This is a genomic window from Pseudoalteromonas sp. J010, assembly GCF_003934235.1.
GTDB classification, from domain to species: Bacteria; Pseudomonadota; Gammaproteobacteria; order Enterobacterales; family Alteromonadaceae; genus Pseudoalteromonas; species Pseudoalteromonas peptidolytica.
This window is the reverse complement of record NZ_RDBW01000026.1, coordinates 18,533-40,269: the sequence shown is the minus strand read 5'-3', so window position 1 is coordinate 40,269 and position 21,737 is coordinate 18,533. Positions and strand designations below refer to the sequence as shown.

Genomic DNA, 21,737 nt, shown 5'->3' with positions numbered 1-21,737 from the left:
AGAGCATGAGCCTCAATTATCTTGAATTTGAACTTCCAATTGCAGAATTGGAAGCAAAGATCAAAGAATTACAAAACGTTAGCCGTTCGGGTGACTTAGATCTTAGCCTTGAAGAAGAGATCAGCCGCCTAAAAGACAAGAATGTCGAGTTGACCAAGAAAATTTTTGATGACTTGGGTGCATGGCAGGTGTCGCAGTTAGCACGCCATCCGCTTCGTCCATATACTCGCGATTATATCGAACGCATTTTTACCGAGTTTGACGAATTTGCAGGTGACCGCACATTTGCCAATGATCCAGCTATTTTAGGTGGTGTGGCACGGTTAGACGGTAAACCCGTGATGATCATTGGCCAGCAAAAAGGCCGTGATACCGCTGAGAAAATTAAGCGTAACTTTGGCATGCCAAAGCCAGAAGGTTACCGAAAAGCACTGCGCCTTATGGAAATGGCTGAGCGCTTTAAAATGCCAATCATTACTTTTATTGATACTCCGGGAGCATACCCAGGTGTTGGTGCTGAAGAGCGTGGTCAAAGCGAAGCTATCGCACGCAACCTTAAAGTAATGGCTGCACTAAAAGTACCGACTATTTGTACGGTAATTGGTGAAGGCGGCTCGGGTGGTGCATTGGCTATCGGTGTCGGTGACAGAGTAAACATGTTGCAGTACAGCACATACTCAGTTATATCACCAGAAGGATGTGCTTCTATACTATGGAAGAGCGCAGAAAAAGCATCGTTGGCAGCAGAGGCTATGGGTGTATCTGCATCTCGCGTTAAAGAATTAGACTTGATTAATAACATCATCGAGGAGCCACTAGGTGGCGCACATCGCAATTATGATGCGATGGCGAAAAACCTTAAGGCACAGCTAAAGCGTGACCTTGCGGATCTTGAAGCGTTAAGCTCAGAAGAGATGCTCGATCAGCGATACAAGCGTTTGATGTCGTTCGGATATTGTTAATACAAATTGAGTTGTGTATTGATAAGCAACGGGATTTAAGATAAAAAGCCGCTATTAAGCGGTTTTTTTATTGGGGTTATGGCTGAGGATATGAGAAAGAGCCACGTGTACCATCAAGTGCAGCGAAATCTGGAGCAATTTATTGCTACTTCGCCTGGGCTTTGTGTAGCTTTATCTGGTGGCGTAGACTCCGTGGTGTTGCTGCACCTTTGTAAGCTTTATGCAGATAAGCATGGTCTTGCTCTACAAGCTGTGTATGTTAATCATGGGTTATCTGAACATGCTCAAAAGTGGCAGCACTTTTGTCAATCATTATGCCATTCGTTGGCTGTGCCGTTTACTGCTAAATCTGTCTTTATTACCCAAAAAAGCCGCACTAGTTTGGAAGCTCAGGCCCGCGATGCTCGCTACCAAGCATTAGATGAAGCCGCGCAGCCGGAATATATTCTCGTGTTAGGCCAACATGCTGATGATCAGGTTGAGACGTTTTTGCTGCGATTAAAACGCGGCTCAGGTTTATTGGGTTTAGGTGCAATGAAGCCATACACTCAGCTTAAAAGTGGACGAGCGTGTATGCGGCCTTTACTCAACACGACACGGGATGAAATCGAGGCATTCGCCCAGCAGTTTGGCCTTAGCCACATTGATGATGAGTCTAACAAAGATGATGTATTTGATCGTAACTTTCTACGTAATCAAGTTATTCCGTTGTTGAAGTCGAGATTTAATGGTTTTGTTGCCAGTGTGCTGCGAACTGTTGAGATTTTACAAAGCCAGCAAGCTATCATAGATGAAATAAGCGCAGAAGATTTAAAAAAATGTCAGTACCAAAACACATTAGACATTACTTCTTTGTCTCAATTATCGCCGGCGCGGCGAGATAACGTCATACGCCGGTGGCTGGCACATCAGAATGTTGATATGCCTAGTCAAAAGCAACTAGATCAAATAGTGCAGCAGGCGTTTTCAGCAAAGCAAGATAACCAACTAAAAATCGCGCTTTCACAAGGTGCTGTGCGTAGCTATCGAGGCGCTCTACATTGGGTTACACCGGTTAAAAAGAAGCAAGATATCGTTATTGCAGACCACAGTGTACTCAATGAACATAGTCACCCTCTAGCGATGATGTCAGGTAATGGCTGTCGGTTACCATTGTCAGATGAGGTAGTCAGCGTTCGTTATGGTAGGTTAAAAGATAAAATTAGGCCAAAGGGCAAGCCTGGCTCAAACACATTAAAGCATTGGCTAAAAGACCTACGTATCCCAAGCTGGGCGCGTGAATCTATCGCGGTAATTTATTACAATGATACACCGGTTGCAGTAGTCGATTTGTTTGTTAATGCTGAATACGCTGACAACGATGGAATTAATTGGATAATAAATGATGACAGAAAATCTGAAAATAGGTAGACAGCTTGCAAGAAAAGCGCCTTACGCTTTGGCAATCACATTCATTATTTTTGCCTTACTGTTTGTATTTGGTGAAGTAGTGTGGGTGAATCAAGTGTTTGCATCAGCTTCAGGGGTGATGAGCGTAGTTTTTTTATTGCTTTACTGGCATGAGAAAGGTGGTCTTTACTTTATTCTCGGCTTACTGTCGCCTTTATTTGCAGTCGTATTTTCGACACTACCCGACTTCCTTGCATTGGCGTGGGTTGTGAATGGGTTTTTTAATGGAGCTGCTTTCACTTTAATCGCTTATCTGTATGTAGATAAAGACGCTCAGCGCTCGTGATAACGCTGAGCAAAAGGGGAAAGCGTGTTGTTTATACTGCGCGTGCGCAGTTTCGTCCGGCGGCTTTAGCGCGGTAAAGCCCGCTATCGGAACGCGCAAATATATTGTCGGCATTGTCATGGCTTGATGCTAAGGTAAAGCCAATACTTGTCGTTACAGTGTATTTAGCCAACATCGTCGACTTTCTGACGGCATCCATAATTCTTTCTGCGATCACTTTATTAGTGGTAAACGCAGGATCGTCGATTAAGATGGCAAACTCATCACCACCAAACCTAAACACAGCATCTGTCGCTCGCGTTGAAGTTTGTAAAATACGTGAAAATTCGATCAACACCTCATCACCAGCTTTGTGCCCATAAACGTCGTTGACCTGCTTAAAATTGTCTAAGTCCAAAAGCATCAAACTAAAGTTTCTGTGCTGACGACGACAACGCTCAAGCTTTTCTTCAAGGTTGTCTGTAAATTGACTACGATTATACAAGCCCGTTAGTGAATCCTTGGTTGCTAATTGTAATACCCTATTATACATCAAGGCATTACGCATTGGGTAGATTAGGCAAGCATGTAACTTGATCAGTTTGGCTTTAATCGCCTCACTAAAAGGAAACTCACTAAAATATACCAATTGCCCCAAGTGCTCTTTTCCTAGCTCCAAATCAAAGCTATTTGCAGGGTAGTGGCTATCGCTATTTTTCATCTGAAAAACACCGAGATTACAGTGAAACTGAATACCAGCAATTTTCGATATTTTAGCAACGTGTTCTGCATAGATTGTAAGTAACTCTTCTATGTCCAACGTTGTTTGTAGTTTATCTACTAAGCGAGCATATTGCTCACCGTTTTGCTTATTATACTGCTCAGAATTGAACGGCAAATAATCGCCTCTGATCGGCAGTCTTTGTGTCAAAATATGGACGTTTTCCATATTTCTTCCCCCTAAATACAACAATACGCATAGACTATGCGAACTTTATGCCAAAAATCTAAACTGGCTTAAAAACAAACGCTTGCTATATTTAATAGGGAGAAAAATAAATCCACTTAAATTTCCCGTCATTTTTTTGCTCAGGAGGTCGATTGCAAAGTATCTTCGCGCAAGTTTTTGCCTTGTTGTTATGTGCTGTTATTTTAGTCTGGTGCTTTAAGAGGATTGGATTGCCGCCTATTTTGGCATACTTACTAACAGGCGTAATCGCGGGTAGTCATGGTATCGGTTGGATGAGTGATAGCCATGAAATTCACTTTATGGCTGAGCTTGGGATCGTATTTTTGCTGTTTAGTTTAGGTCTTGAATTTTCGGTTCCAAAATTAATGGCAATGCGTAACGTGGTTTTTGGTTTAGGTAGTTTACAAGTCATTCTCACAACGGTAATTGGTATGTTAGTGTTGCGTTTTATGCAACATGATTGGGTTGCCGCGTTTGTTATCGCAAGCTTAATCGCACTTTCCTCAACAGCCGTAGTGGTTAAACTATTGAAAGAGTTGGGGATGCTCAATGCTCGGCACGGCCAATTGGGGATAGGCATGTTACTGTTTCAAGACATTGCCGTCGTGCCGTTATTGATTGCCTTTCCACTCATTTCTTCAGCAAGTAATTCACAACTGGCGTCAGCATTAGTTTTTGCTTTTGCAAAAGGCGCGATTGTTTGCTTTGTTCTATGGGCTGTTGGTAAGTGGTTGCTACCTAAAATATTCAACGAAATTGCGCTTGTTAGAACGGATGAGTTATTCGTATTGTCAACTTTGGTGGTGGCCTTGTGTGCCGGCGCATTGACCTACTCATTTGGGTTATCTATGGCTCTTGGGGCATTTTTGGCCGGTATGATGCTTGGAGAAAGCCAATACCGTCATCAACTCGAAGCGGAGATACGACCCTTTAGGGACATTCTAATGGGGTTGTTCTTTGTCACTGTTGGGATGCAATTAAACATTCCCTATGTGCTTGACCAATTCATCTACATTGTCGCCGCACTTGCTGCTGTGCTGGTAATTAAAGTATTGGTTATTGCTGCTATTGCGCAGCTCATGGGTGAGCGTAAAAAAGACGCGTGGGGAGCTGGTATTTTGATTTGGCAAATGGGTGAGTTTGGATTTGTTTTACTTGCTTTGGCGAGCAAGCACCAACTATTGGCGCAACACGTTGTGTCATTTTTGATTGCGGTAGGTGTTTTATCTATGGCGCTCACTCCTTATCTTATCGGTAAAACGGCACAAATACTTAATATCTTGCGTATAGAAAAAGACTGGCAACCAGAAGTGCCCAGTGGTTATAAAACTTCAGATTTAAAAAACCATGTGGTGATATTTGGCTATGCTAGAGTTGGCCAGACCATTGCCCGCTTCTTACGACCAGAGGCCATCCCATATGTAGCAATTGAGCGTAATCCACAAATAGTTCAGGATGCACAGCTTGCCGGAGAGCCTGTTTTATTTGGTCATGCGGCGCAAAAAACGTTACTAAAATCAGCCCATATAGACAAAGCGCGTTTGGTGATCATCACATTTGACGATTTTGAGCAGACCCAAGTTATCGTGGATGCGATTCGTCGCCGTACAGAAGAGGTCAAAATTTTAGTACGAATGAAAGATGATAATCATATGGAACAGTTAAAAAGTATGGGAGTAGCGGAGGTTGTACCTGAAAGCTTAGAGGCTAGTTTGATGTTGGTTTCCCACGTTCTTTATATGTCGGGCGTGCCGATGCGCAGGATCTTTCGTCGAGTCAGTCAAGAACGAGAAAACCGTTATCCTTATTTACATGGATTTTTTGCAGGTGAAAGTAGTGACTTACATGAAATGAAAGGAGAGCGGTTAGAGTACTTGCATGCGCTAGCACTACCAGACAATGCTTATGCCGTAGATAAGTCGATAGCTGAGCTTGGACTTAGTGGTAAACGTGTCGATATCACCGCGCTCAGGCGAGACGGCGAGGAAATTGAACAGCCTGATGAGCATACTGTACTGCGAGTGAACGACGTTTTACTGCTGCGTGGGAAACCCCGGCGCGTTGAAAGGGCAGAGCAATTCTTGCTCGACGGCCTTCCGTAATGATGTTGCATCAGCGTAATACATGGAGTAGGAGCAAGTTTACCCTTCGATCTTGTGTTTTTTCTGTTTTCACAGTTCGCTGCATAAAGCGTCTCCTACTAAACGGAGTAGGAGCAGGTTTACCCTGCGATCTTGTGTTTTTTCTGTTTTCACAGTTCGCTGCATAAAGCGCCTCTGACAACACGAAGTAGGAGCAAGTTTACCTTGCGATCTTGTGTTTTTCTGTTTTCACAGTTCGCTGCATAAAGCGTCTCCTACAACATGGAGTAGGAACAACTTTACACTGCGATCTTGTGTTTTTCTGTTTTCACAGTTCGGCGCATAAAGCGCCTCCTACAACACGAAGTAGGAACAGCTTTACCCTGCGATCTTGTGTGCTTTTCTGTTTTCATAGCTCGCCACATAAAGCGCCTCCTACAACACGAAGTAGGAACAGCTTTACCCTGCGATCTTGTGTTTTTCTGTTTTCATGGCTCGGCGCATAAAGCGCCTCCTACCACACGGGGAGGTGCAGGTTTATCCTGCGATCTTGTGTTTTTCTGTTTTCACAGCTCGCCGCATAAAGCGTCTCCTACCACACGGGTAGGAACAGCTTTACCCTGCGATCTTGTGTGCTTTTCTGTTTTCATAGCTCGCCACATAGAGCATCCCCGACAACACGAAGTGGGAGCAGTTTTTCGCCGCGATCTTTATGCTTTTTCGAGTTACTTGTCGAGTTTACTCAATAAATGCTGCTTAACGGTGGGCCATTCTGAGGCGATAATCGAATACACTACGGTGTCTCTTAACTCACCATTTCTACCAATTTGGTGGCTGCGTAAGATACCATCTAGCTTAGCACCAAGGCGCTCAATAGCACTTCGAGAAGCGTGATTAAAAAAGTGGGTTCTAAACTCGACTGCAATGGCATCAAAATCTTCAAAAAGCTGCTGTAACAGCAAAAGTTTACACTCCGTATTTACCGCCGTTCGACGCACTTTATCGCTGTACCAAGTATAGCCCAGCATGGCGCGGCGATTAGCGATATCTGCATTGTAATAGCGGGTGGTTCCTACGATTTCGTTGCTGCTATTTAGCTTCACCGCGTAGGCAAGATTGCCTTCAGGTGCTTGACTTATTGCTGTGTTAACATAGCGTTCCATATCTTGTGGCGTGGGGACATTAGCATACCAAAGCTTCCACGCTTCACCGTCTTGTACAGCCCGTTCCAGCGCATCAATATGTGTTGTTGATAATGGTTCAAGGGTGACATGGTGTCCTATCAGGGGGTTATTAGTTGGCCACATGCGTTACTACTTCCTTATTTTGAGTATTTTGATGGTATCTTGTTTTGCAAGAGGTACAGCTAAGAGATTTGTTTTAGCCATAAAAGCCAAGGCTGATATATTGGCTAAGGGATTGGTCAAATCATCAAAATTTTCGATATGTGTGAGCTTGCCCGTCGCGCTAACGCTAAACACAGCAATGCCAGAGCTACTTTCAGAGGCTGCGTACAATCTTTTGCTATCAGCATCAAGTAAGATGCTAGATACGCCATTTAGAGGCTTGCCTACTTGGCTTGCATCAATGGTTTGGAGCAAATGGTATTGACCGTTTTGTTGACGCTCAAACACTAAAATGCTGCTACTGCCTGCTGCTGCAACATAAAAAATAGTAAAGTTTGGGCTTGATGCCAAGGCTTGTGGTTTACTGAGGGCGCGCAGGTTACTGTCGTTTTTAACGATGCGCTGCTTCATCGCATAAGTGCCGTTGGTTTGATGCCACAGCGTAATGACATCACCTTCGTACCCTGCAACGATAAGCTCATCAACCTTTTTATTTATTAACACATCTACAGGCCCACCCATATCAGTCTGCTCAGCGCCATCGATAGGGCCGAGCCACGTCACTCTGTTTGCTGAGGTTATCTTAAAAGCAGTGACTGTATTACTTTTATAACTTGGGATAAAGGCGTCGTTTTTGTCATCACTTAAGCTAATTTTCCAAGGTGCAAATAAGCCCAGGGTGTCTTGGACAGAGGTGTTCTTGGTCGGATCAAACACCACTTTGTAAGACACTTCATCAGAAAAGCTTTGCACAAGGTTAAACTTACCCGCGTTATCTTTTGCAAACACATTCAAGGCGCCATCGTAAAAGCTAGTGTTAAGAATGAGGTTGCTATTTACAAATACCGCATCAGATGCGCCAGTAAGTAATAGTGGCTGAGTATCGCTCGATTGAAAGTGTTGATCTTGGAACAAGAGCCCATTTTCGTTGAGTGCAAATGTAACCAATGCGTTGTCATCGCCACTGACTGCAACAGCCCGCGTACCTTGAAGGTTGAAACGCAGCGTTCTAGGGTTATCTAAGCCACTAAACCCTGCCGTGTTATTTTGGATGGTCTGAACCACATCGAATGTATTGCTAATCGCGCTAAATGGCATGGCTCCGAGTGCGATAAATGCAAATGCGCTTATTGCAAATTTATACATTTTACTACCTGTTTTTATTATTTTAAATCTTACTGGAGTTCCAAAAATGCTCTGATTTCATCCAAACGATTCATGCCGTCTTCAAACCCAAGCTCAATAAGTTTTTGGGTGTATGTTCTCTCAAAAAGCAAGTAACTGGTTAAACTCGACGGTGAGTGTTTTTTAACCCCCATAGTCCTGAGCAATAGCTTTATGGCCAATGGCATATCATCATAATAATGATCAGCGACTTCGCTAAAGTTGAGCTTAGGGTTGATTATCAGGTGATCGATCCGTTTGAGCTCTTTATGCTTTTCTCGGGCTGGTAACAGGCTCACAGTTCGGTTGACTCGTTCTAGCCGCTCAATATCTGAGTTTAAGGTATCGCTAAATACGCTATCGAGGAGATGACCCGCAACCACAGACATTCCAGGGAAATGCGGCTCGTACCCAAGCGGCTGAGGCAGTTTAGGCTGTTCTACGCCAATCACAAAGATTTTATCTGCCCCCAAGTGAATTGCGGGACTTAATGGAGAAAGTTGGTGAATAGAACCATCGCCATAATAATGGTGTTTAACCCTAACACTTGGGAATACCATAGGTATGGCTGAGCTTGCCATGAGCAGATCTAGAGATATATTGCCAGGCACACCAACTCGTTTTGAGCGTTGCCAAGGAGTGGCATTGTTTGCCTGATAAAACGCTACGGACTTACCAGTTGAATAGCTTGAAACTGTAATTGCGACGGCGTCAAGAAAACGGCGATGTAAATTATGGTCAATGCGATTTAAATCAAGTACATTAGCCAGCAGTTTTCGAAGCGGTGAATTGTTTAGTAAGCTTGCTGGTGGCTGATTAAGATATTGCGCTTGAAAGCTTCGCAACATGTTTACTAATAAGTGACCATACGCACCTGAAAATGAACTTTTATAGACCATATCTGTGCTGAAGTTTTTCCAGATATACTCTACTTTCTTTACGGCTAAATGAAAGCAAGAGGCATAGCATGCAATACCTGCCGAGTTTATCGCACCTGCCGAGGTGCCCGTAATGATGTCAAATGGCAAAGGGGAGGTGCGAGGCATACTTTGTGCTAATGCTTTGAGTACGCCGACTTGATACGCGGCTCTTGCACCACCTCCGGTCAGAAGTAATGCAATTTTTTTATCACTCGTTCTATGCTTTCTCAAAAGAGGCTATCCTGCTGTTCAAATTGGTCTTTTTATGCGTTATTTATCTTTGTTGATGTTGTAATGCGATAGATACAAAGAGTTGATAACTCCAGTAAATACGTTATTTTTAGTAGTAAACTGCCACTGTGTCCTTAAGTCGCCTGTAGATTGTATTATTTATTCTAGTTGAACCAAGCTAAAACCCAAGTTGTCTGAAACACTCGCTCCTAGATTATTATTTTGAAGGTAAAGCACTAAAACGCTAAGGTGGCACAAACAAATTTTAACAAACTAGCGCGTTAATTTGGTCGCTAATTGGCGCGATTTTGTATTTAATGAAGTGGCGATTTAGTTTAACTTCAATGTACTGAACTTAAGTTCGGTGCTCAAGTATTTTTATTCAGATCAAATGTTTGAACAAGGTGTAGTCAGAGTTTGCACCACAACGCATTTTTTTAGGGTTTCAGCGCGCATTAAGTTATTAGTCAAGTATTTGGTGATAGTTTTACATTAACGCGTATCAACAATGACGAAGAGGGAGTCCCCATGTCAGAGAATCATCGAGAAGGCAACAAAAAACCTTCTAACAGCCAATTACTGTTTGCCGCAGTAGTTGTATTAGCATTAATTATTGTGGCTGTTTTTGTGCTCGCACAAAAAGATACTCCGCCATCGGAAAATCAAAAGGTTAAACAGGATATTGTGGTACCAGAACCAGCACAAACGTCAGTTGTGAATACTGCAACAGAAGTCGAACCAGAAGTGCTGGTAGAGCCCGAGGCTGAGCGCGAAATACCAGACACTCGTGAGCCAGAAACACTTGCACCCACCGCAATCGCAGAGCCTGAAGCACTAGTTTTACCGCCGTTATCACAAAGCGATACAGAAATAAAAGCAGCCGTTGCTAATTTTATGTCAAATCAAGCGGTCAAGTTATTAGCTGATGATGATGTAATTCGTCGCACTGTGGTGTATGTGGATAATTTAGCTAAAGGAAAAATTGCAGAAAAACACTCACCAGTAGTAAAACCACAAGATAACTTTAGTGTGATAGATGACGATATAATTATTACAGATCCAAATAGTTATGAGCGTTACACCCCTTACGTTGCAATGTTTGACACGATGAGCACAGCACAGGTTGTAAGATTATATGACCAATACAAACCATTGTTTGAAGAAGCATACGAAGAAATTGGCTATGAAGGGAATGAGTTTAATGGCACCTTAGCGGATGCCATCGACGAGCTACTTGCAACACCTATTCCGGATACTGCCTTACCGCTCATTAAAGAGTCGGTGACCTATAAATATGCCTACGCAGAATGGGAGCAGCTGTCGGCTGCGCAAAAGCAGTTTTTACGAATGGGTCCAGAAAATATGAAAAAAGTGAAAAAGCGCTTGGAAGAAATCAAAAGCGCGTTGAACAAATAATCAAATATCCTCTTAACAAACATAAAAGCGTGGCTAACTGTTTAAACATCACTCAGTTAACCACGCTTTTTGACTTTTCCCTTGCATCCTTTTGTAATCTTCGAGATAATTCACCCCGCGCCAAACAAGGCCCTCAATGGTAGTCTTATTGGTCCTCTCGCAACAATAGTTCGTGAACCTGGTCAGGTCCGGAAGGAAGCAGCCACAGCGGATGACTTGTGTGCCGGGATGTGGCTGGTAAGACTGCCACCCAAATCTCCTCATGTTGTTTGAAGTGTAAGTCTTATTTATAGTACTCAAAAGTATACTAAAACATACTAATTCCTATCTTTTTAAATTTAAAAACTAAATCAAATAAAACACTCATTCTGTGCTCGTTAGATCAATAACACTTTATTAGCGTGTTCCCGTAGATTGGAAAAGTCGTGGGCGCTTTTCAACAGAGTTACGAAAAAAGTGTAACTGCTGTGCAAAAGGTTTGTCGGATGGCGGCGTTGCACGCTTTATTCGACCTACAAATCAACAAAGTAAGTCATATTAATAAACACTTTGTCGCAATCCGCTTCCTCAAGTTTGGCTACTTGTATACCTAAAGACGGAGTTGTGGTCGAAACTCGCGCATACCGAACCTTATTCACGGCAGTTGTTCGTTTAGAAAAGAGCATGAAGGCAATAAGCAAGATCTGACCCTAATAGTTACTACAAGATTGACCCTCTGTCTTAAAGTGTTTACCCATATGGCATCAGCGCCGAATACCAAACGCGATGGGTTTAAGACCCTAATAGAATATAACGTCGACGCTTCATTTGCCGACGCTCTCAAATTGACTATTCTATAGAGCTTCTTTTCATCAGCACTTCTAACGCTTGCGAGAGTGTTTTGGTTGCGTTATCTGTATCGCCATTTACTGCCGCAAAATAAGCGTTATTTTGACTAGGATAAAGCAGGCTACTGACCGAAAATGCGCCCGTAAAACCGGCATGACCAAAAGCCGTTTTATCTGACTTGACATACCAGCCCATCGCATACTCAGAACGGCTGTCTTCAATTTTACTATAAGGCGAGAGCAACATTTTGTAACTCTCTTTATTCACAATATTGTTATCTCCCTGCATTCCCTCTAATACCGAAGAAAAATAAACAGCAAGCTCAGGTAAACTGATATTCACCGTACCGGCAGGACCATATACTTTTGGAGCAACCTTTTTTTCTTCAGTCACCCCATGCCAGTGACCATTTTCGTAAATATGCGCTTTGGGCTGCTTCGCGCGCTCAAAGCTCGGTTCACCAAAACCATAATTAGTGATGCCTAATTGCCCAAAGACTTCTTCGCCAATAAGCCACTCCCAAGTCTGATTGCTGACTCGCTCTAACATATGTCCTGCTATCACGTAACCAACATTGCTATACCAAAACTCGCTTCGGGTTTTCACTGCAGCGGTATTAAGCACGTCTTTTGTTAGCTCATATCTTAATTCGGTTAAAGGCTTGGTATTGTCGTACCACTGCTGATTTTTTACATCTATGTCCCTTTTTAATCCGGATGTCATGCTCAACAGATGCTGTAAAGTAATTGTCTCATGTTCTGGTCGAATTTGGCCTTTCAGTTCAGGAAATATATCTATGACGTTAGTGTCAAAAGTAATGAGGCCTTGTTCAACTAAACGAGCGGCGAGCAAAGCGGTCATAGATTTTGCGACAGAGCCGATCGCCCAACGATCATTATCGCTTACAGGCTCAAGGCTTTATATATCACGATAGCCTGTGCTGGCAATTTCTTACACTAAGCCATCTTTTACTGTCATAGCCGTAATTGCAGGCACATTATATGCCTGTCGAATACTTTCTAAATGCTGCTTTAATGCACCATCTTGTGCAATACCCACTTCTTTAGGGAGCTCAGTTTCATTAACTAAAGGCGAAGTTTGAGTTATATCCGAACCACATGCGCTTAATAGTAAGGTTAATAACGCTAAATGAGCGAATTTAAATGATGATTGTAAGTTTGTTATAAGCAAAGCAAAATCCTTTATTTTGGTTGTTAATGCTCCACTGTAGACTCAAATATTATTGAATTACTCAAAATTAATTTGTTTAAAGATGTATAGTTAGCTAATTTGTGTGGCCTTACTAATCCTACCGTTCACTCCTTGAAAAGAGAATTTAAATAATTTTTAAAATTAATATTTAGGCAAAACACTCAAGGTTTTAGCATGAGGAGGCCTGCGGTCAAGTCGTGTCTTTTTCTAAAAGAAAATAACTGAAACCCATCATTATTAATATCCAAGCTGAGGAAGTGAAGTAAAAAAAGTATAAAAATACTTCAATTATTGAGTACAAAAACGTTTTTCGATAGGCCAATTTTTAGCACTCGAGCGTATCTATTCACTAATAATGGGATATCGCGCACGAAAACGCGCTGCGAATGCAACAGTAAGAAAATTCTAGAATGGAGGATGTGAGTTTTGCTAAGCCAGCAGGCGCTCGCAGTTTGTTAGATTCGTCCGCCGCCGCTTTTGAAGTGCTTCGCAGTAAGTGGTTGTTGTTCGCTATCGGCCAACTGCACCATGAAAATTGCGTAGTAAGTTTTATCCAGTTTCTGGCTCTATATTTAATCGAGAGTGTATGGGTTGTGCTTCGTTGATATAGCCATATTTATCGGCCCGAATACATTGGCCTGTGAGTCCAACCAATTCAATATAGGATTTGAGCTCAAATAGCAGACCCTTATGCAAAAGGCATGACGAACTAGGTTATCTTAGAAACCTTTAAAGAGATATACTCAAGTTTTATGATGTGCAGACTTGGATCAATTCATTAACTGCTCCCCAATGATTTCAGTTATTCAGCTTAGGCAATATGAGTAGTATATTTAGCATATTTTTGTCTAGTCATGGGGGCTTGGAACATGGCTAAAGAAGAGCGCCCATAATAAGTCCCACTTTGATCAATTTGCTTGTGCATATTTATATTTCTGGGTGTTTTTCATGTATCATGGTTGTGCGATAGTCGACACACTTTTACTATTTCTGATTTGGTGACACCTGATTAAGTTATTGTTATGGTTGATAGTAATAGAGTGGGTGTATGAGTAACCGTTGTTATGCAGCGGGGAATACGCTATTGTTATGCGACATTTTTCGTCGATAAAAATGTCAGCCATTGAGGGAGTCAAATGAAGTATAAAATAGTACCTGTAAGATCGGATTTCTTAGATAAAGTTAGAAATGTAGGTATAGACGATCAAAACCAGCCTGTAGAAGTATTGGAAGCTAAAGGTGGTGAACCATGTCGAGATGTGCTTCGTGGTGCAAAGGCTGGTGAGAAACTAATATTGGCCAGTTATTGTCCTTTCACTAAAACAGGCCCGTATAAAGAGTATGGGCCCATTTTTGTGTTGGCTAACTCAAATAGTCAGGAATTTGATGTTAATAAACTGCCATTGCCAAATGGGTCAGCAACCGATTATTTAGGTCACACATTTGTATTAAAAGCATACTGTGAAAACGAGCGTATATTAGACGCAAAATTGACATCACCAGAACATGCAGAAACAGATCTTGAGGAATTTTTAACCAATAAAAAGGTCAGCTTTGTAATTGCAAGATATGCAGCCTATGGTTGTTACAGTTTTAGAGTTGAACGTGTTTAATAGATATTAAGGCGTTAGCTGCCTTTCCATGGTGCTGTTGGTCGAGAGCGAGTACTCATCGCTTATTGTGAAACCCTTAAAAGACGAAGGCGCACAAATCTAGCAAATTGTGAACATTTGCTGGCTTAACCAAATAGATTCTGTAGCGATAACCCTCAAGCTGCGTTAACCACAGTACCTTTATGGTGTGCGACACACTGGCTTTAGTGTCAGGAAGTACTTAAATGCCAGCAAGAACCTTATTTTCTTAAGCACTTTTGATACGAGTAATAAATAATTCTTTGTAATTCTAACGAGAAACTACCATAACTTGGTGAGTAGGTAACAGTGGGTGTCATCGTTGTTCCCTGTGTTATAGGTAAGATTTTCTCGCCTCAAATTTGACCGCTTTATTAAGGTAAATGATATAACACGCGCGCCGAGGGAAGTGAAGGCTGCCTCACAAAAAAGGTACGGCTGATGCCGTACCTAAGGTCGTCAGGAAATAATACATAACTCGCTTAATCTACGGTGGTTATAACCGTATCGATTAAATGCACCACGCCATTGGCGGTGTAAATGTCTTTTTGGATAACGTTGCTACCTTCTATCTGCAAACCAGACGTAGGAAGTGTGACTTGCCACCAAATATTGTTCACTCCATTACCATTGTTTTGACCTTGCTCGGTGTCACCACTAAAAAAGTAAAGCGGACGGCCTAAATACGCTGCTTGCATAGTGCCGTCTTGCCTAGGTATCAAAGATAATCCTGGGATGTTGCTTATTTGTGCCTCGTTGGCGATGACCGGTGGCCAAGACGTGGCACAGCTGTCGTTACACTGACTTTGATCTGCGGTTAGGTCATTGTCGAAAACATACAAAGTGAAGCCAGCTTTGTTTAGTGCTTTACCCGCAACTAGCTTTTGCCCGCTGATGTCGTAGGCAACTGCATCTGATGATGTGTTTGCTGAACCTGCAAAGTCGACCACATTAATATCGAGCATGTTACCTGCTAGCGTTTCCACTTGTTTGCCATTTAGTTTTAACGCCGTGGTTGCCGACGCTTCAATCCCTAGAACGTGCTGTGTAAGTACGTTCGTAAGTGCTGGCACATCTGCAAGCAGTGCGTTTAAGGTGGTTGCTGGGATCTTCTCAAAGGCACGGTTGGTTGGTGCAAATACCGTGAATGTTTTGCTGGTGTCAGATAGCGTATCAACGAGATCGGCAGCCGTTAGCGCAGTCACAAGCGTAGATAAAGTGTCAGTTTCCACTGCAACATCTACTATCGTTTTGGTGGTTTGTGTTTTATCAGCAGGTGGCATGATGACTTTATCTAATACGTGTATAACACCATTATCAGCACTGACATTGGCCGTTCTTATAACAGCGTCATCAATGAATAGCTTGCTGTTTACGGTGCTCAACGCCGCGTTATCTGAATTAGCCATGGTTACCATATTAGTGTCCGAGGAGGCTACGGCAGCCGCTGCATCAGACATAATACTTTGTCCAGTTACGACGTGATATAACAAGATATCAGAAAGCTTTTGTGGATCTGCGGCGAGCGCATCCAGAGTTTCCTGCCCAAGTGCCGCAAACGCTGCATCTGTTGGTGCGAATACAGTAAACTTAGTGGTGGGATCCGCAAGCGTCTGATCCAGTCCTGTAGTGCCAAGTAAGCTTACCAGTGTGTTGAACGACCCTGCGTTTTGTGCAACTACGGGGATCAATCCAAGAGACTCTGGAACAGCAATATCTGCGACCACAACGGCGTCCAATACATGGATCACACCGTTTGACGCCTTGATGTCTGTTTGCGTAACGGTTACATCTGCATATTTGAGCGTATCACTAGCAGCGTCTATGGTTACAAGTAGCTGGTTGTTTAACAGTGTTGTTGCACGCTCGCCGTTAAGTGACATTGCCGTGACTGAATCAACACTGCCAGGGAGGATATGCTGCTTTAAAATGTCACCAAGCACCTCTGGATTTGCCAACAGCGTGTTTATCGTATCTGTGCCAAGGGCTGCAAATGCTGCGTCTGTTGGTGCAAAAACAGTAAGCGGGTCAGAGCCGGTTAGTGCACTGGTGAGCCCTGCGGTTTCAACTGCTTTAAGTAAAGTTGTGAAAGTTCCCGCATTGGTAGCAATCTCAGCAATATTTTGAGTTGATGCCATGTCAGCTGGTGGCATTAGTACGGCATCAATCACGTGAATAATCCCGTTATCGGTTATTATGTCTGTTTGCGTAACCGTTGCTGTATTCACTAATAACGTATCCCCGCTGAGTGAGAGCGCTATTTTGGCACCATTTACAGTTTCAGCTGTTTGGCCGGCCAGCGACAGTGCAGCTTCAGCATTCACCTCTGCGCCTATCACATGATACGTCAAAATGCCGCTTAGCGTGTCAGTATCTGCCAGTAAACCGTTGATGGTTTCCGCTCCGAGCACGTCAAAAGCGGCGTCGGTTGGTGCAAACACAGTGTATTTATTATCAGTATTGTCTAGTGTCGCATCAAGGCCTGTTGCTTCTAATGCTGCTACTAATGTAGTAAATGAGCCTGCTGCTTTTGCAGCGTCATAGATTGAAGTTTCGGTAGGTTCTGGTGCGGGGGTTATAACAGGGTCATCGTCACTAGAACATGCCACGAGTGTGCTAAACGAAGCCACAAGAGCGAGCTTTACAATGATATTCACGGTCATCTCCGTTGGGTGGTTAGTTTTTCGGCAATACGCTGAGGGGGAAAGTTAAGATCAAAGATTTTTTAATAGCACGTTTATGAACTGTTACGGTAATAACGCTGAAGCAACCTCAACTTGTTCATGCTTAATACCAATTTGACTTAATACTTGCTCAATTTGAAGGAGTAAATCTGACGCTAACAGTGTTAAAAATTTCTCATTTAGAACAACTAAATAGCAAAATTTTTGCCTAGTTATCGACAAGGTTTTCTCGCCTCAAAATAGACCACTTAATTAAGCAAATTGGTATAAGTTGTCTGAGTAAGCCAAGTACTAACTGTGATAACCGCTTTTTGTGTGTCTGAAAATCATGCAATAAAGTCGCCAATAGGACGGTATATTATCATTGGTTAATATATACTTTGGTCGGCTAATAGGGTGAGTAAAAGAGATGATCAGCTGCGACAAACATGATTATATAGAAATGGTTTGTGTATTTAATTACATGGTAAAACTGACGTTGAAGACGGGAGAAGTGATAGAAGGTCAAGCCATTGATACTGCGAGAAACACGGCTGGTGAAGAGTGTATAAAACTACATGTAGGAAATGAGCCGCTATTGGTATGTTTAGAGCTAGTAAACAGATTAGAGGCTATAACTAAAAACCCTCATTTTAATGAAGTGTATTTAAGCGAATGACCCTGCAATTTTGATTCAGTAATCACTCAACCGCAATAGTACTTTTTCAACAATCGAGCGAACAAGCAAAAAAACGAGGATGTGATGACACTATCATTTCAAACTATGCGGCTAGAAGTTAATGAGATTGACAATTCGGCTTCAACAGCGCAAATACAACAACTGATAGCAAAGATACCCTATATTTTGACCGCTGATGTAGTAACACACCTGCCTGCTTATTTTCATCATATTGACTCGGCAAGTAAGGCTGAACAATGGTTAACTAGGATGTGCTCTGAAAGTCGTTTGTTGCAAATTACGTTAAAAGATAAAGAAACCATTGGATTTTTGTTCACTAATACTGAAAATGAAATTAACACGCATATTGGTTATGTGATAGCACAGCAGCATTGGGGTAAAGGTTATGCCAGTGAATTACTTCAAGGTTTTATTCATACCGCAAATACAATAGGCTCTTGGCACAAGCTCATTGCGGGTGTAGACAAATCAAACTTTGCTTCTGTTCATTTATTAAAAAAGCAAGGGTTTTCAGAGCAAGGCTGTGCAAACGGCAATATGTACTTTTTTGAATATGCACTGTCCAAAGCCGATTAGCCTTAATACTTGCTCAATTTGAAGGAGCAAATCTGACGCTAACTGCGTTAAAAGTTTTTTATTTAGAGCAACTCAACTAAATAGCAAAATTTTTGCCTTGCCTACATGTCGACTCAAAATCACAAGCGTGACGACAAGGTATTATCACAAATAGTCTTACTGGAAGCTTTATAGCAGTAGGTGTGGGGAAGTGCTCAAAGCGTATGACTCCAAGCACTGTTCTTAGCAAATAGGGGGGAGCTTGGCTGCGGGTTCTCTTTTCATGTGTAAAATTGGGAATGGTTTGCCCATATCATCGGTTGGTGAGCGCGATATAATGTTAAAACCTAAATGCTGATAAAAGCCAACAGCCAACGGGTTTTGTTCATTAACATCCACTTGAGTCGCCCCCAGCTGTTCAATGGCATACATGAGCAAAGCTGTGCCGATACCTTGCCCTCTCGCTTTGTCCAAAACAAATAGCATTTCAACTTTACCTTCATGGACACCAATAAACCCCTGAATAGCACCACGTCTGTCTTTCACACAGTGTAATGTCACGTTTGGAAAAGCTTGCTCTAGTATGATGGGCTTAAAAAATGCGATGTCGTCTTCTGTGATGAAGTCATGTGTCGCGCGAACTGAGTTTTCCCAAACCTCCAATAGTGCTTGGTGCTCCTCTGGAATTACATGTTCAACATTCATTTTATTTCCTTATATTTATGAGTCGCGACTTGGAGTCCGTCGCTAGATTACAGCTTAAAAATTTAGCAGCTTGAGTTTACCACATACGGCTACAAATGGTCAGAGTGCACGGCGCTATATGCTACCGAAAGCTGGATTTAATAAAGGGTCACGATGCAACTGAATAACTGTAATGAGTTGTAATTCTTTTATCTAGGTTGCTTTGCTATCTTTTGTAATTAAAGGTTTATTTAATGTGAATTTACTGGTTTTGAGACTGCTCCTAATTTCAGCGCTAGCTTGCATTAATTACATTATGGAGGCTGTAAGCAATTTTGAACCCTTGCCACTAAATAAATCTAGAACTCGCTTATAGCTAGGGAAATGACAAATATTTTCACGACTTTATAACCATCTTAAATGGTGAATAGAGCGCAATACAATCCTAAATTAGGGCGCTAGGCGATCACCCCAAAGCCGTAGACTGAATATAAATGAGAGCTACTTAAATGAAAATGATGATTATATCCACCGCATTGGCCTTAGGGCTAACCTCACATTATGCCGCTGCTACTCCTGCCAAGGGGAGTTTTATCGCAAGCCAGTCATGTGATATGTACCAGTCTAAGCGTAAAGGAACCAACCCCGGTTCACTGGAATCAAGTCCAGGAGAAACGTACCCTATTATTGAAGTCGATGCCCAAGAGGCGCATCAAGTAAATTGGGTAAGAGTGAAGACAACATATAACCCTTCACCTGATCGCTGGGTGTCGGCCAGTTGTGGAGATTTAAGTAATTTAGTCGTAGATAGCCGAGGAGGGGGGCGTCAAGGTGGCGATCCACAGTGTCATTACCCGGGTATTTTTGACTCACATGTATTGGCCATTAGTTGGCAACCAGCATTTTGTGAGTTTACCGGTCGTAATAAACCTGAGTGTAAGTCATTGACACCAAATCGATGGGATGCGTCTCATTTTACTTTGCACGGTTATTGGCCTAATAAAAAGTCATGTGGCAGAAACTATGGTAGCTGTGGCCGAGTGAAAACCAAGCCCGCTACATTCTGTGATTATCCAGCGCTGGATTTGGCAGCCGATGTTAGAGCGAGATTAGGCAAGGTGATGCCCAGCGAAGCCAGCGGTACTTGTTTGCAACGACACGAGTGGTGGAAACATGGTACTTGCTCTGGATTAAGTGAGGATAATTACTTTACGTTGGCGATGAATTTATTGCAGCAGGTGAATGAGTCGGGCTTTGTGAGTGACTATATTGATCAAAACATTGGCAAGCAAACTGACCGTAGTGCCTTTCAAGCCGCGTTTGATAAAGAGTTTGGTGAAGGTAGTTATCACCGCGTAGCACTACAATGTAAACAAGGTATTTTAACTGAACTACAAATTGCATTACCCAAAGACGTTACTGACACAGATAAAATGAAAGATCTACTGTCTGCGCCAGGCGTAGTTGGTAATGGTCAAGGGAATTGTCCTGATACTTTCGGAATTGACGCTGTAAACTAAATTGATCATTTTACGTGTAACCTTATACAGCAAGGTTACACGTTTGCTCCCTTCATAACTGAGCAAGCGAACTATTTTAGGGCAGGTGTTAAATTTAGTGAGCATGCGTTTTCAACTTATTATACCCACAGTCAAAAAATCAACTGAAATAATTCGAGATAGCCATCTAGAGAGTTGAATTTTATTTAACTTGATTTGTTTTTAAGATAGTGTGTTTGCATTTTAATTGTCATTTTTAATTTTATAATGTTAATTTTTATGGTTTTGTTTTTATGTCTTTATAATTTAATTTATTTCAAATTAACGGGTTGGGTGAAATTTAGAAACAGGGGGAGCCCCCTGTTTCTAAATTATAATTGATATAAATAAACTAATCGTTCGTTAGTACACCGTTGTGTAGCTTACCAATACATCTGCTTCTTTATACACAATGATCTCTTGATTGTAGTTTATATCTATTTTAACTGTCGCATAATCAGTCTGAAGTGAAAAGTCACCACCTGAGCGCATTGAGTACAAGCACTCAGCTTGCGCATATCTATATTCTGCTTGTGTTGGCGGTGCAAAATAGTTAATAACTTGTGTATTGCACTCGTGGAAGCGATAACCAGCATCTAACAGCTGGGTATCGACCGCTTGATACTTTCGACCATATTCCAACACTTCTTGCACACTTGCATAGCCCGGCTCTGAAGGGAGTGGTTCAGCTGAGACATTTGCAATTGTAGCAGTAGCAATAAGTGTGAATAATACGCCAATTTTCATGATTATTTTCCTTTTCTATAGAATAAATAGCCTTTTAGGCTGTTGATGAAATATTTATCTTTTACCGTGCAAATACCAACTTCACCAATCATTTAACTAATTAACAGATTGCTTTTACTTTTTGAGTAAATTTCTAAACTGGAGATGAAAAATTACTTTCTTACCAGTTTTACCTAGTTAATTTGGTTTTATAATTGATGCTGTTGATATGGTTCCTTCACAGCGCTGAGAACGATAATCTATCTGCTCTCTGCTTGGCTATTATTTAACGACTTTATTAAAGGAAAATTTATGATTTAGGTCAAAAATATTAAAGTTATATTTTTAATTAGGCCTGTGTTGTTTTGGATATAAAAACTTTCTGTTTAAAATTTG

17 protein-coding genes, 1 other RNA gene and 3 pseudogenes are annotated in these 21,737 nt (G+C 42.0%); 11 read left to right on the top strand and 10 right to left on the bottom strand.

Annotation, left to right across the window (positions count from 1 at the left end; translation table 11 throughout):
• Positions 1–5 precede the first annotated feature (5 nt).
• The 3 genes from accA to EAG18_RS14495 all read left to right on the top strand — a co-directional run bounded on the left by accA (position 6) and on the right by EAG18_RS14495 (position 2,697).
• Positions 6–962: an acetyl-CoA carboxylase carboxyl transferase subunit alpha gene (accA, locus tag EAG18_RS14505; protein ID WP_125253095.1), complete on the top strand. Its 957-nt coding sequence runs from the start codon at positions 6–8 to the stop codon at positions 960–962.
• Between the two features lie 90 nt (positions 963–1,052).
• Complete coding sequence (gene tilS, locus EAG18_RS14500) at positions 1,053–2,372, top strand: tRNA lysidine(34) synthetase TilS (protein WP_125253094.1); 1,320 nt, start codon at positions 1,053–1,055, stop codon at positions 2,370–2,372.
• Positions 2,344–2,697 (top strand): hypothetical protein, encoded by a 354-nt coding sequence (locus EAG18_RS14495; protein WP_275557305.1) that lies wholly within the window; start codon positions 2,344–2,346, stop codon positions 2,695–2,697. Before tilS ends, EAG18_RS14495 begins: the two co-directional genes overlap by 29 nt.
• Before the next feature lie 31 nt (positions 2,698–2,728).
• Here the strand turns inward: EAG18_RS14495 and EAG18_RS14490 are convergent, their stop codons facing one another.
• Positions 2,729–3,625, bottom strand: a complete 897-nt coding sequence (locus EAG18_RS14490; RefSeq protein ID WP_125253093.1) for a GGDEF domain-containing protein — start codon at positions 3,623–3,625, stop codon at positions 2,729–2,731.
• Positions 3,626–3,777: 152 nt separating this feature from the next.
• Here EAG18_RS14490 and EAG18_RS14485 point away from each other — a divergent pair, with 152 nt between their 5' ends.
• Positions 3,778–5,748: a monovalent cation:proton antiporter-2 (CPA2) family protein gene (locus EAG18_RS14485; RefSeq protein ID WP_125253092.1), complete on the top strand. Its 1,971-nt coding sequence runs from the start codon at positions 3,778–3,780 to the stop codon at positions 5,746–5,748.
• Between the two features lie 704 nt (positions 5,749–6,452).
• On the opposite strand, the gene EAG18_RS14480 is transcribed toward EAG18_RS14485, so the two are convergent.
• The 3 genes from EAG18_RS14480 to EAG18_RS14470 are packed head-to-tail and all read right to left on the bottom strand — an operon-like array spanning position 6,453 to position 9,388.
• Positions 6,453–7,034, bottom strand: a complete 582-nt coding sequence (locus EAG18_RS14480; protein WP_125253091.1) for a GNAT family protein — start codon at positions 7,032–7,034, stop codon at positions 6,453–6,455.
• 6 nt (positions 7,035–7,040) lie between these two features.
• The gene (locus EAG18_RS14475; protein ID WP_125253090.1) at positions 7,041–8,219 is read right to left on the bottom strand and encodes a beta-propeller fold lactonase family protein; all 1,179 of its coding nucleotides are present in this window, start codon (positions 8,217–8,219) and stop codon (positions 7,041–7,043) included.
• 29 nt (positions 8,220–8,248) lie between these two features.
• On the bottom strand, positions 8,249–9,388 hold the full coding sequence (locus tag EAG18_RS14470) for a patatin-like phospholipase family protein (protein ID WP_125253089.1): 1,140 nt from the start codon (positions 9,386–9,388) through the stop codon (positions 8,249–8,251).
• Between the two features lie 528 nt (positions 9,389–9,916).
• Here EAG18_RS14470 and EAG18_RS14465 point away from each other — a divergent pair.
• Both EAG18_RS14465 and ffs read left to right on the top strand, forming a co-directional pair.
• A complete protein-coding gene (locus EAG18_RS14465; protein WP_125253088.1) occupies positions 9,917–10,804 on the top strand; it encodes a DUF3014 domain-containing protein in 888 nt (295 codons plus the stop codon).
• Between the two features lie 146 nt (positions 10,805–10,950).
• Positions 10,951–11,047, top strand: an RNA gene (gene ffs, locus EAG18_RS14460) — signal recognition particle sRNA small type.
• A gap of 585 nt (positions 11,048–11,632) precedes the next feature.
• Here the strand turns inward: ffs and EAG18_RS14455 are convergent.
• The 3 genes and pseudogenes from EAG18_RS14455 to EAG18_RS22480 form a co-directional block, all read right to left on the bottom strand.
• Positions 11,633–12,529 (bottom strand): annotated as a pseudogene (locus tag EAG18_RS14455) (serine hydrolase domain-containing protein); the annotation flags it as partial.
• 54 nt (positions 12,530–12,583) lie between these two features.
• The gene (locus tag EAG18_RS14450; protein ID WP_125253086.1) at positions 12,584–12,823 is read right to left on the bottom strand and encodes a hypothetical protein; all 240 of its coding nucleotides are present in this window, start codon (positions 12,821–12,823) and stop codon (positions 12,584–12,586) included.
• A 450-nt stretch (positions 12,824–13,273) separates the two neighbouring features.
• A pseudogene (locus EAG18_RS22480) lies at positions 13,274–13,540 on the bottom strand (transposase); the annotation flags it as partial.
• 440 nt (positions 13,541–13,980) lie between these two features.
• On the opposite strand from EAG18_RS22480, the gene EAG18_RS14440 reads away from it, so the two are divergent.
• The gene (locus tag EAG18_RS14440; RefSeq protein ID WP_125253085.1) at positions 13,981–14,457 is read left to right on the top strand and encodes a DUF1203 domain-containing protein; all 477 of its coding nucleotides are present in this window, start codon (positions 13,981–13,983) and stop codon (positions 14,455–14,457) included.
• Positions 14,458–14,481: 24 nt separating this feature from the next.
• A pseudogene (locus tag EAG18_RS22390) lies at positions 14,482–14,586 on the top strand (transposase); the annotation flags it as partial.
• Positions 14,587–14,957: 371 nt separating this feature from the next.
• Here EAG18_RS22390 and EAG18_RS14430 read toward each other — a convergent pair.
• Entirely contained in the window at positions 14,958–17,138 is a 2,181-nt protein-coding gene (locus EAG18_RS14430) for a fasciclin domain-containing protein (protein WP_125253084.1), read from the bottom strand.
• A 430-nt stretch (positions 17,139–17,568) separates the two neighbouring features.
• Here EAG18_RS14430 and EAG18_RS14425 point away from each other — a divergent pair, with 430 nt between their 5' ends.
• Both EAG18_RS14425 and EAG18_RS14420 read left to right on the top strand, forming a co-directional pair.
• The gene (locus tag EAG18_RS14425; RefSeq protein WP_125253083.1) at positions 17,569–17,817 is read left to right on the top strand and encodes a Rho-binding antiterminator; all 249 of its coding nucleotides are present in this window, start codon (positions 17,569–17,571) and stop codon (positions 17,815–17,817) included.
• Positions 17,818–17,901: 84 nt separating this feature from the next.
• Positions 17,902–18,414, top strand: coding sequence for a GNAT family N-acetyltransferase (locus tag EAG18_RS14420; protein ID WP_125253082.1), 513 nt, complete (start codon positions 17,902–17,904; stop codon positions 18,412–18,414).
• Positions 18,415–18,636: 222 nt separating this feature from the next.
• Here EAG18_RS14420 and EAG18_RS14415 read toward each other — a convergent pair whose 3' ends face one another.
• On the bottom strand, positions 18,637–19,098 hold the full coding sequence (locus tag EAG18_RS14415; protein ID WP_125253081.1) for a GNAT family N-acetyltransferase: 462 nt from the start codon (positions 19,096–19,098) through the stop codon (positions 18,637–18,639).
• A 488-nt stretch (positions 19,099–19,586) separates the two neighbouring features.
• On the opposite strand from EAG18_RS14415, the gene EAG18_RS14410 reads away from it, so the two are divergent.
• On the top strand, positions 19,587–20,597 hold the full coding sequence (locus EAG18_RS14410; RefSeq protein WP_125253080.1) for a ribonuclease T: 1,011 nt from the start codon (positions 19,587–19,589) through the stop codon (positions 20,595–20,597).
• Between the two features lie 381 nt (positions 20,598–20,978).
• On the opposite strand, the gene EAG18_RS14405 is transcribed toward EAG18_RS14410, so the two are convergent.
• Positions 20,979–21,362, bottom strand: coding sequence for a hypothetical protein (locus EAG18_RS14405; protein WP_125253079.1), 384 nt, complete (start codon positions 21,360–21,362; stop codon positions 20,979–20,981).
• Positions 21,363–21,737 lie beyond the last annotated feature (375 nt).

What these genes read in the sequence shown, in the direction of transcription:
- tilS (WP_125253094.1), top strand. Translation starts at nt 1,053, where the DNA reads ATGAGAAAGAGCCACGTGTACCATCAAGTGCAGCGAAATCTGGAGCAA.
- EAG18_RS14465 (WP_125253088.1), top strand. Translation starts at nt 9,917, where the DNA reads ATGTCAGAGAATCATCGAGAAGGCAACAAAAAACCTTCTAACAGCCAA.
- EAG18_RS14425 (WP_125253083.1), top strand. Translation starts at nt 17,569, where the DNA reads ATGATCAGCTGCGACAAACATGATTATATAGAAATGGTTTGTGTATTT.
- EAG18_RS14495 (WP_275557305.1), top strand. Translation starts at nt 2,344, where the DNA reads ATGATGACAGAAAATCTGAAAATAGGTAGACAGCTTGCAAGAAAAGCG.
- EAG18_RS14430 (WP_125253084.1), bottom strand. Translation starts at nt 17,138, where the DNA reads ATGACCGTGAATATCATTGTAAAGCTCGCTCTTGTGGCTTCGTTTAGC.
- EAG18_RS14475 (WP_125253090.1), bottom strand. Translation starts at nt 8,219, where the DNA reads ATGTATAAATTTGCAATAAGCGCATTTGCATTTATCGCACTCGGAGCC.
- EAG18_RS14415 (WP_125253081.1), bottom strand. Translation starts at nt 19,098, where the DNA reads ATGAATGTTGAACATGTAATTCCAGAGGAGCACCAAGCACTATTGGAG.
- EAG18_RS14440 (WP_125253085.1), top strand. Translation starts at nt 13,981, where the DNA reads ATGAAGTATAAAATAGTACCTGTAAGATCGGATTTCTTAGATAAAGTT.
- EAG18_RS14490 (WP_125253093.1), bottom strand. Translation starts at nt 3,625, where the DNA reads ATGGAAAACGTCCATATTTTGACACAAAGACTGCCGATCAGAGGCGAT.
- EAG18_RS14410 (WP_125253080.1), top strand. Translation starts at nt 19,587, where the DNA reads ATGAAAATGATGATTATATCCACCGCATTGGCCTTAGGGCTAACCTCA.
- accA (WP_125253095.1), top strand. Translation starts at nt 6, where the DNA reads ATGAGCCTCAATTATCTTGAATTTGAACTTCCAATTGCAGAATTGGAA.
- EAG18_RS14420 (WP_125253082.1), top strand. Translation starts at nt 17,902, where the DNA reads ATGACACTATCATTTCAAACTATGCGGCTAGAAGTTAATGAGATTGAC.
- EAG18_RS14480 (WP_125253091.1), bottom strand. Translation starts at nt 7,034, where the DNA reads ATGTGGCCAACTAATAACCCCCTGATAGGACACCATGTCACCCTTGAA.
- EAG18_RS14405 (WP_125253079.1), bottom strand. Translation starts at nt 21,362, where the DNA reads ATGAAAATTGGCGTATTATTCACACTTATTGCTACTGCTACAATTGCA.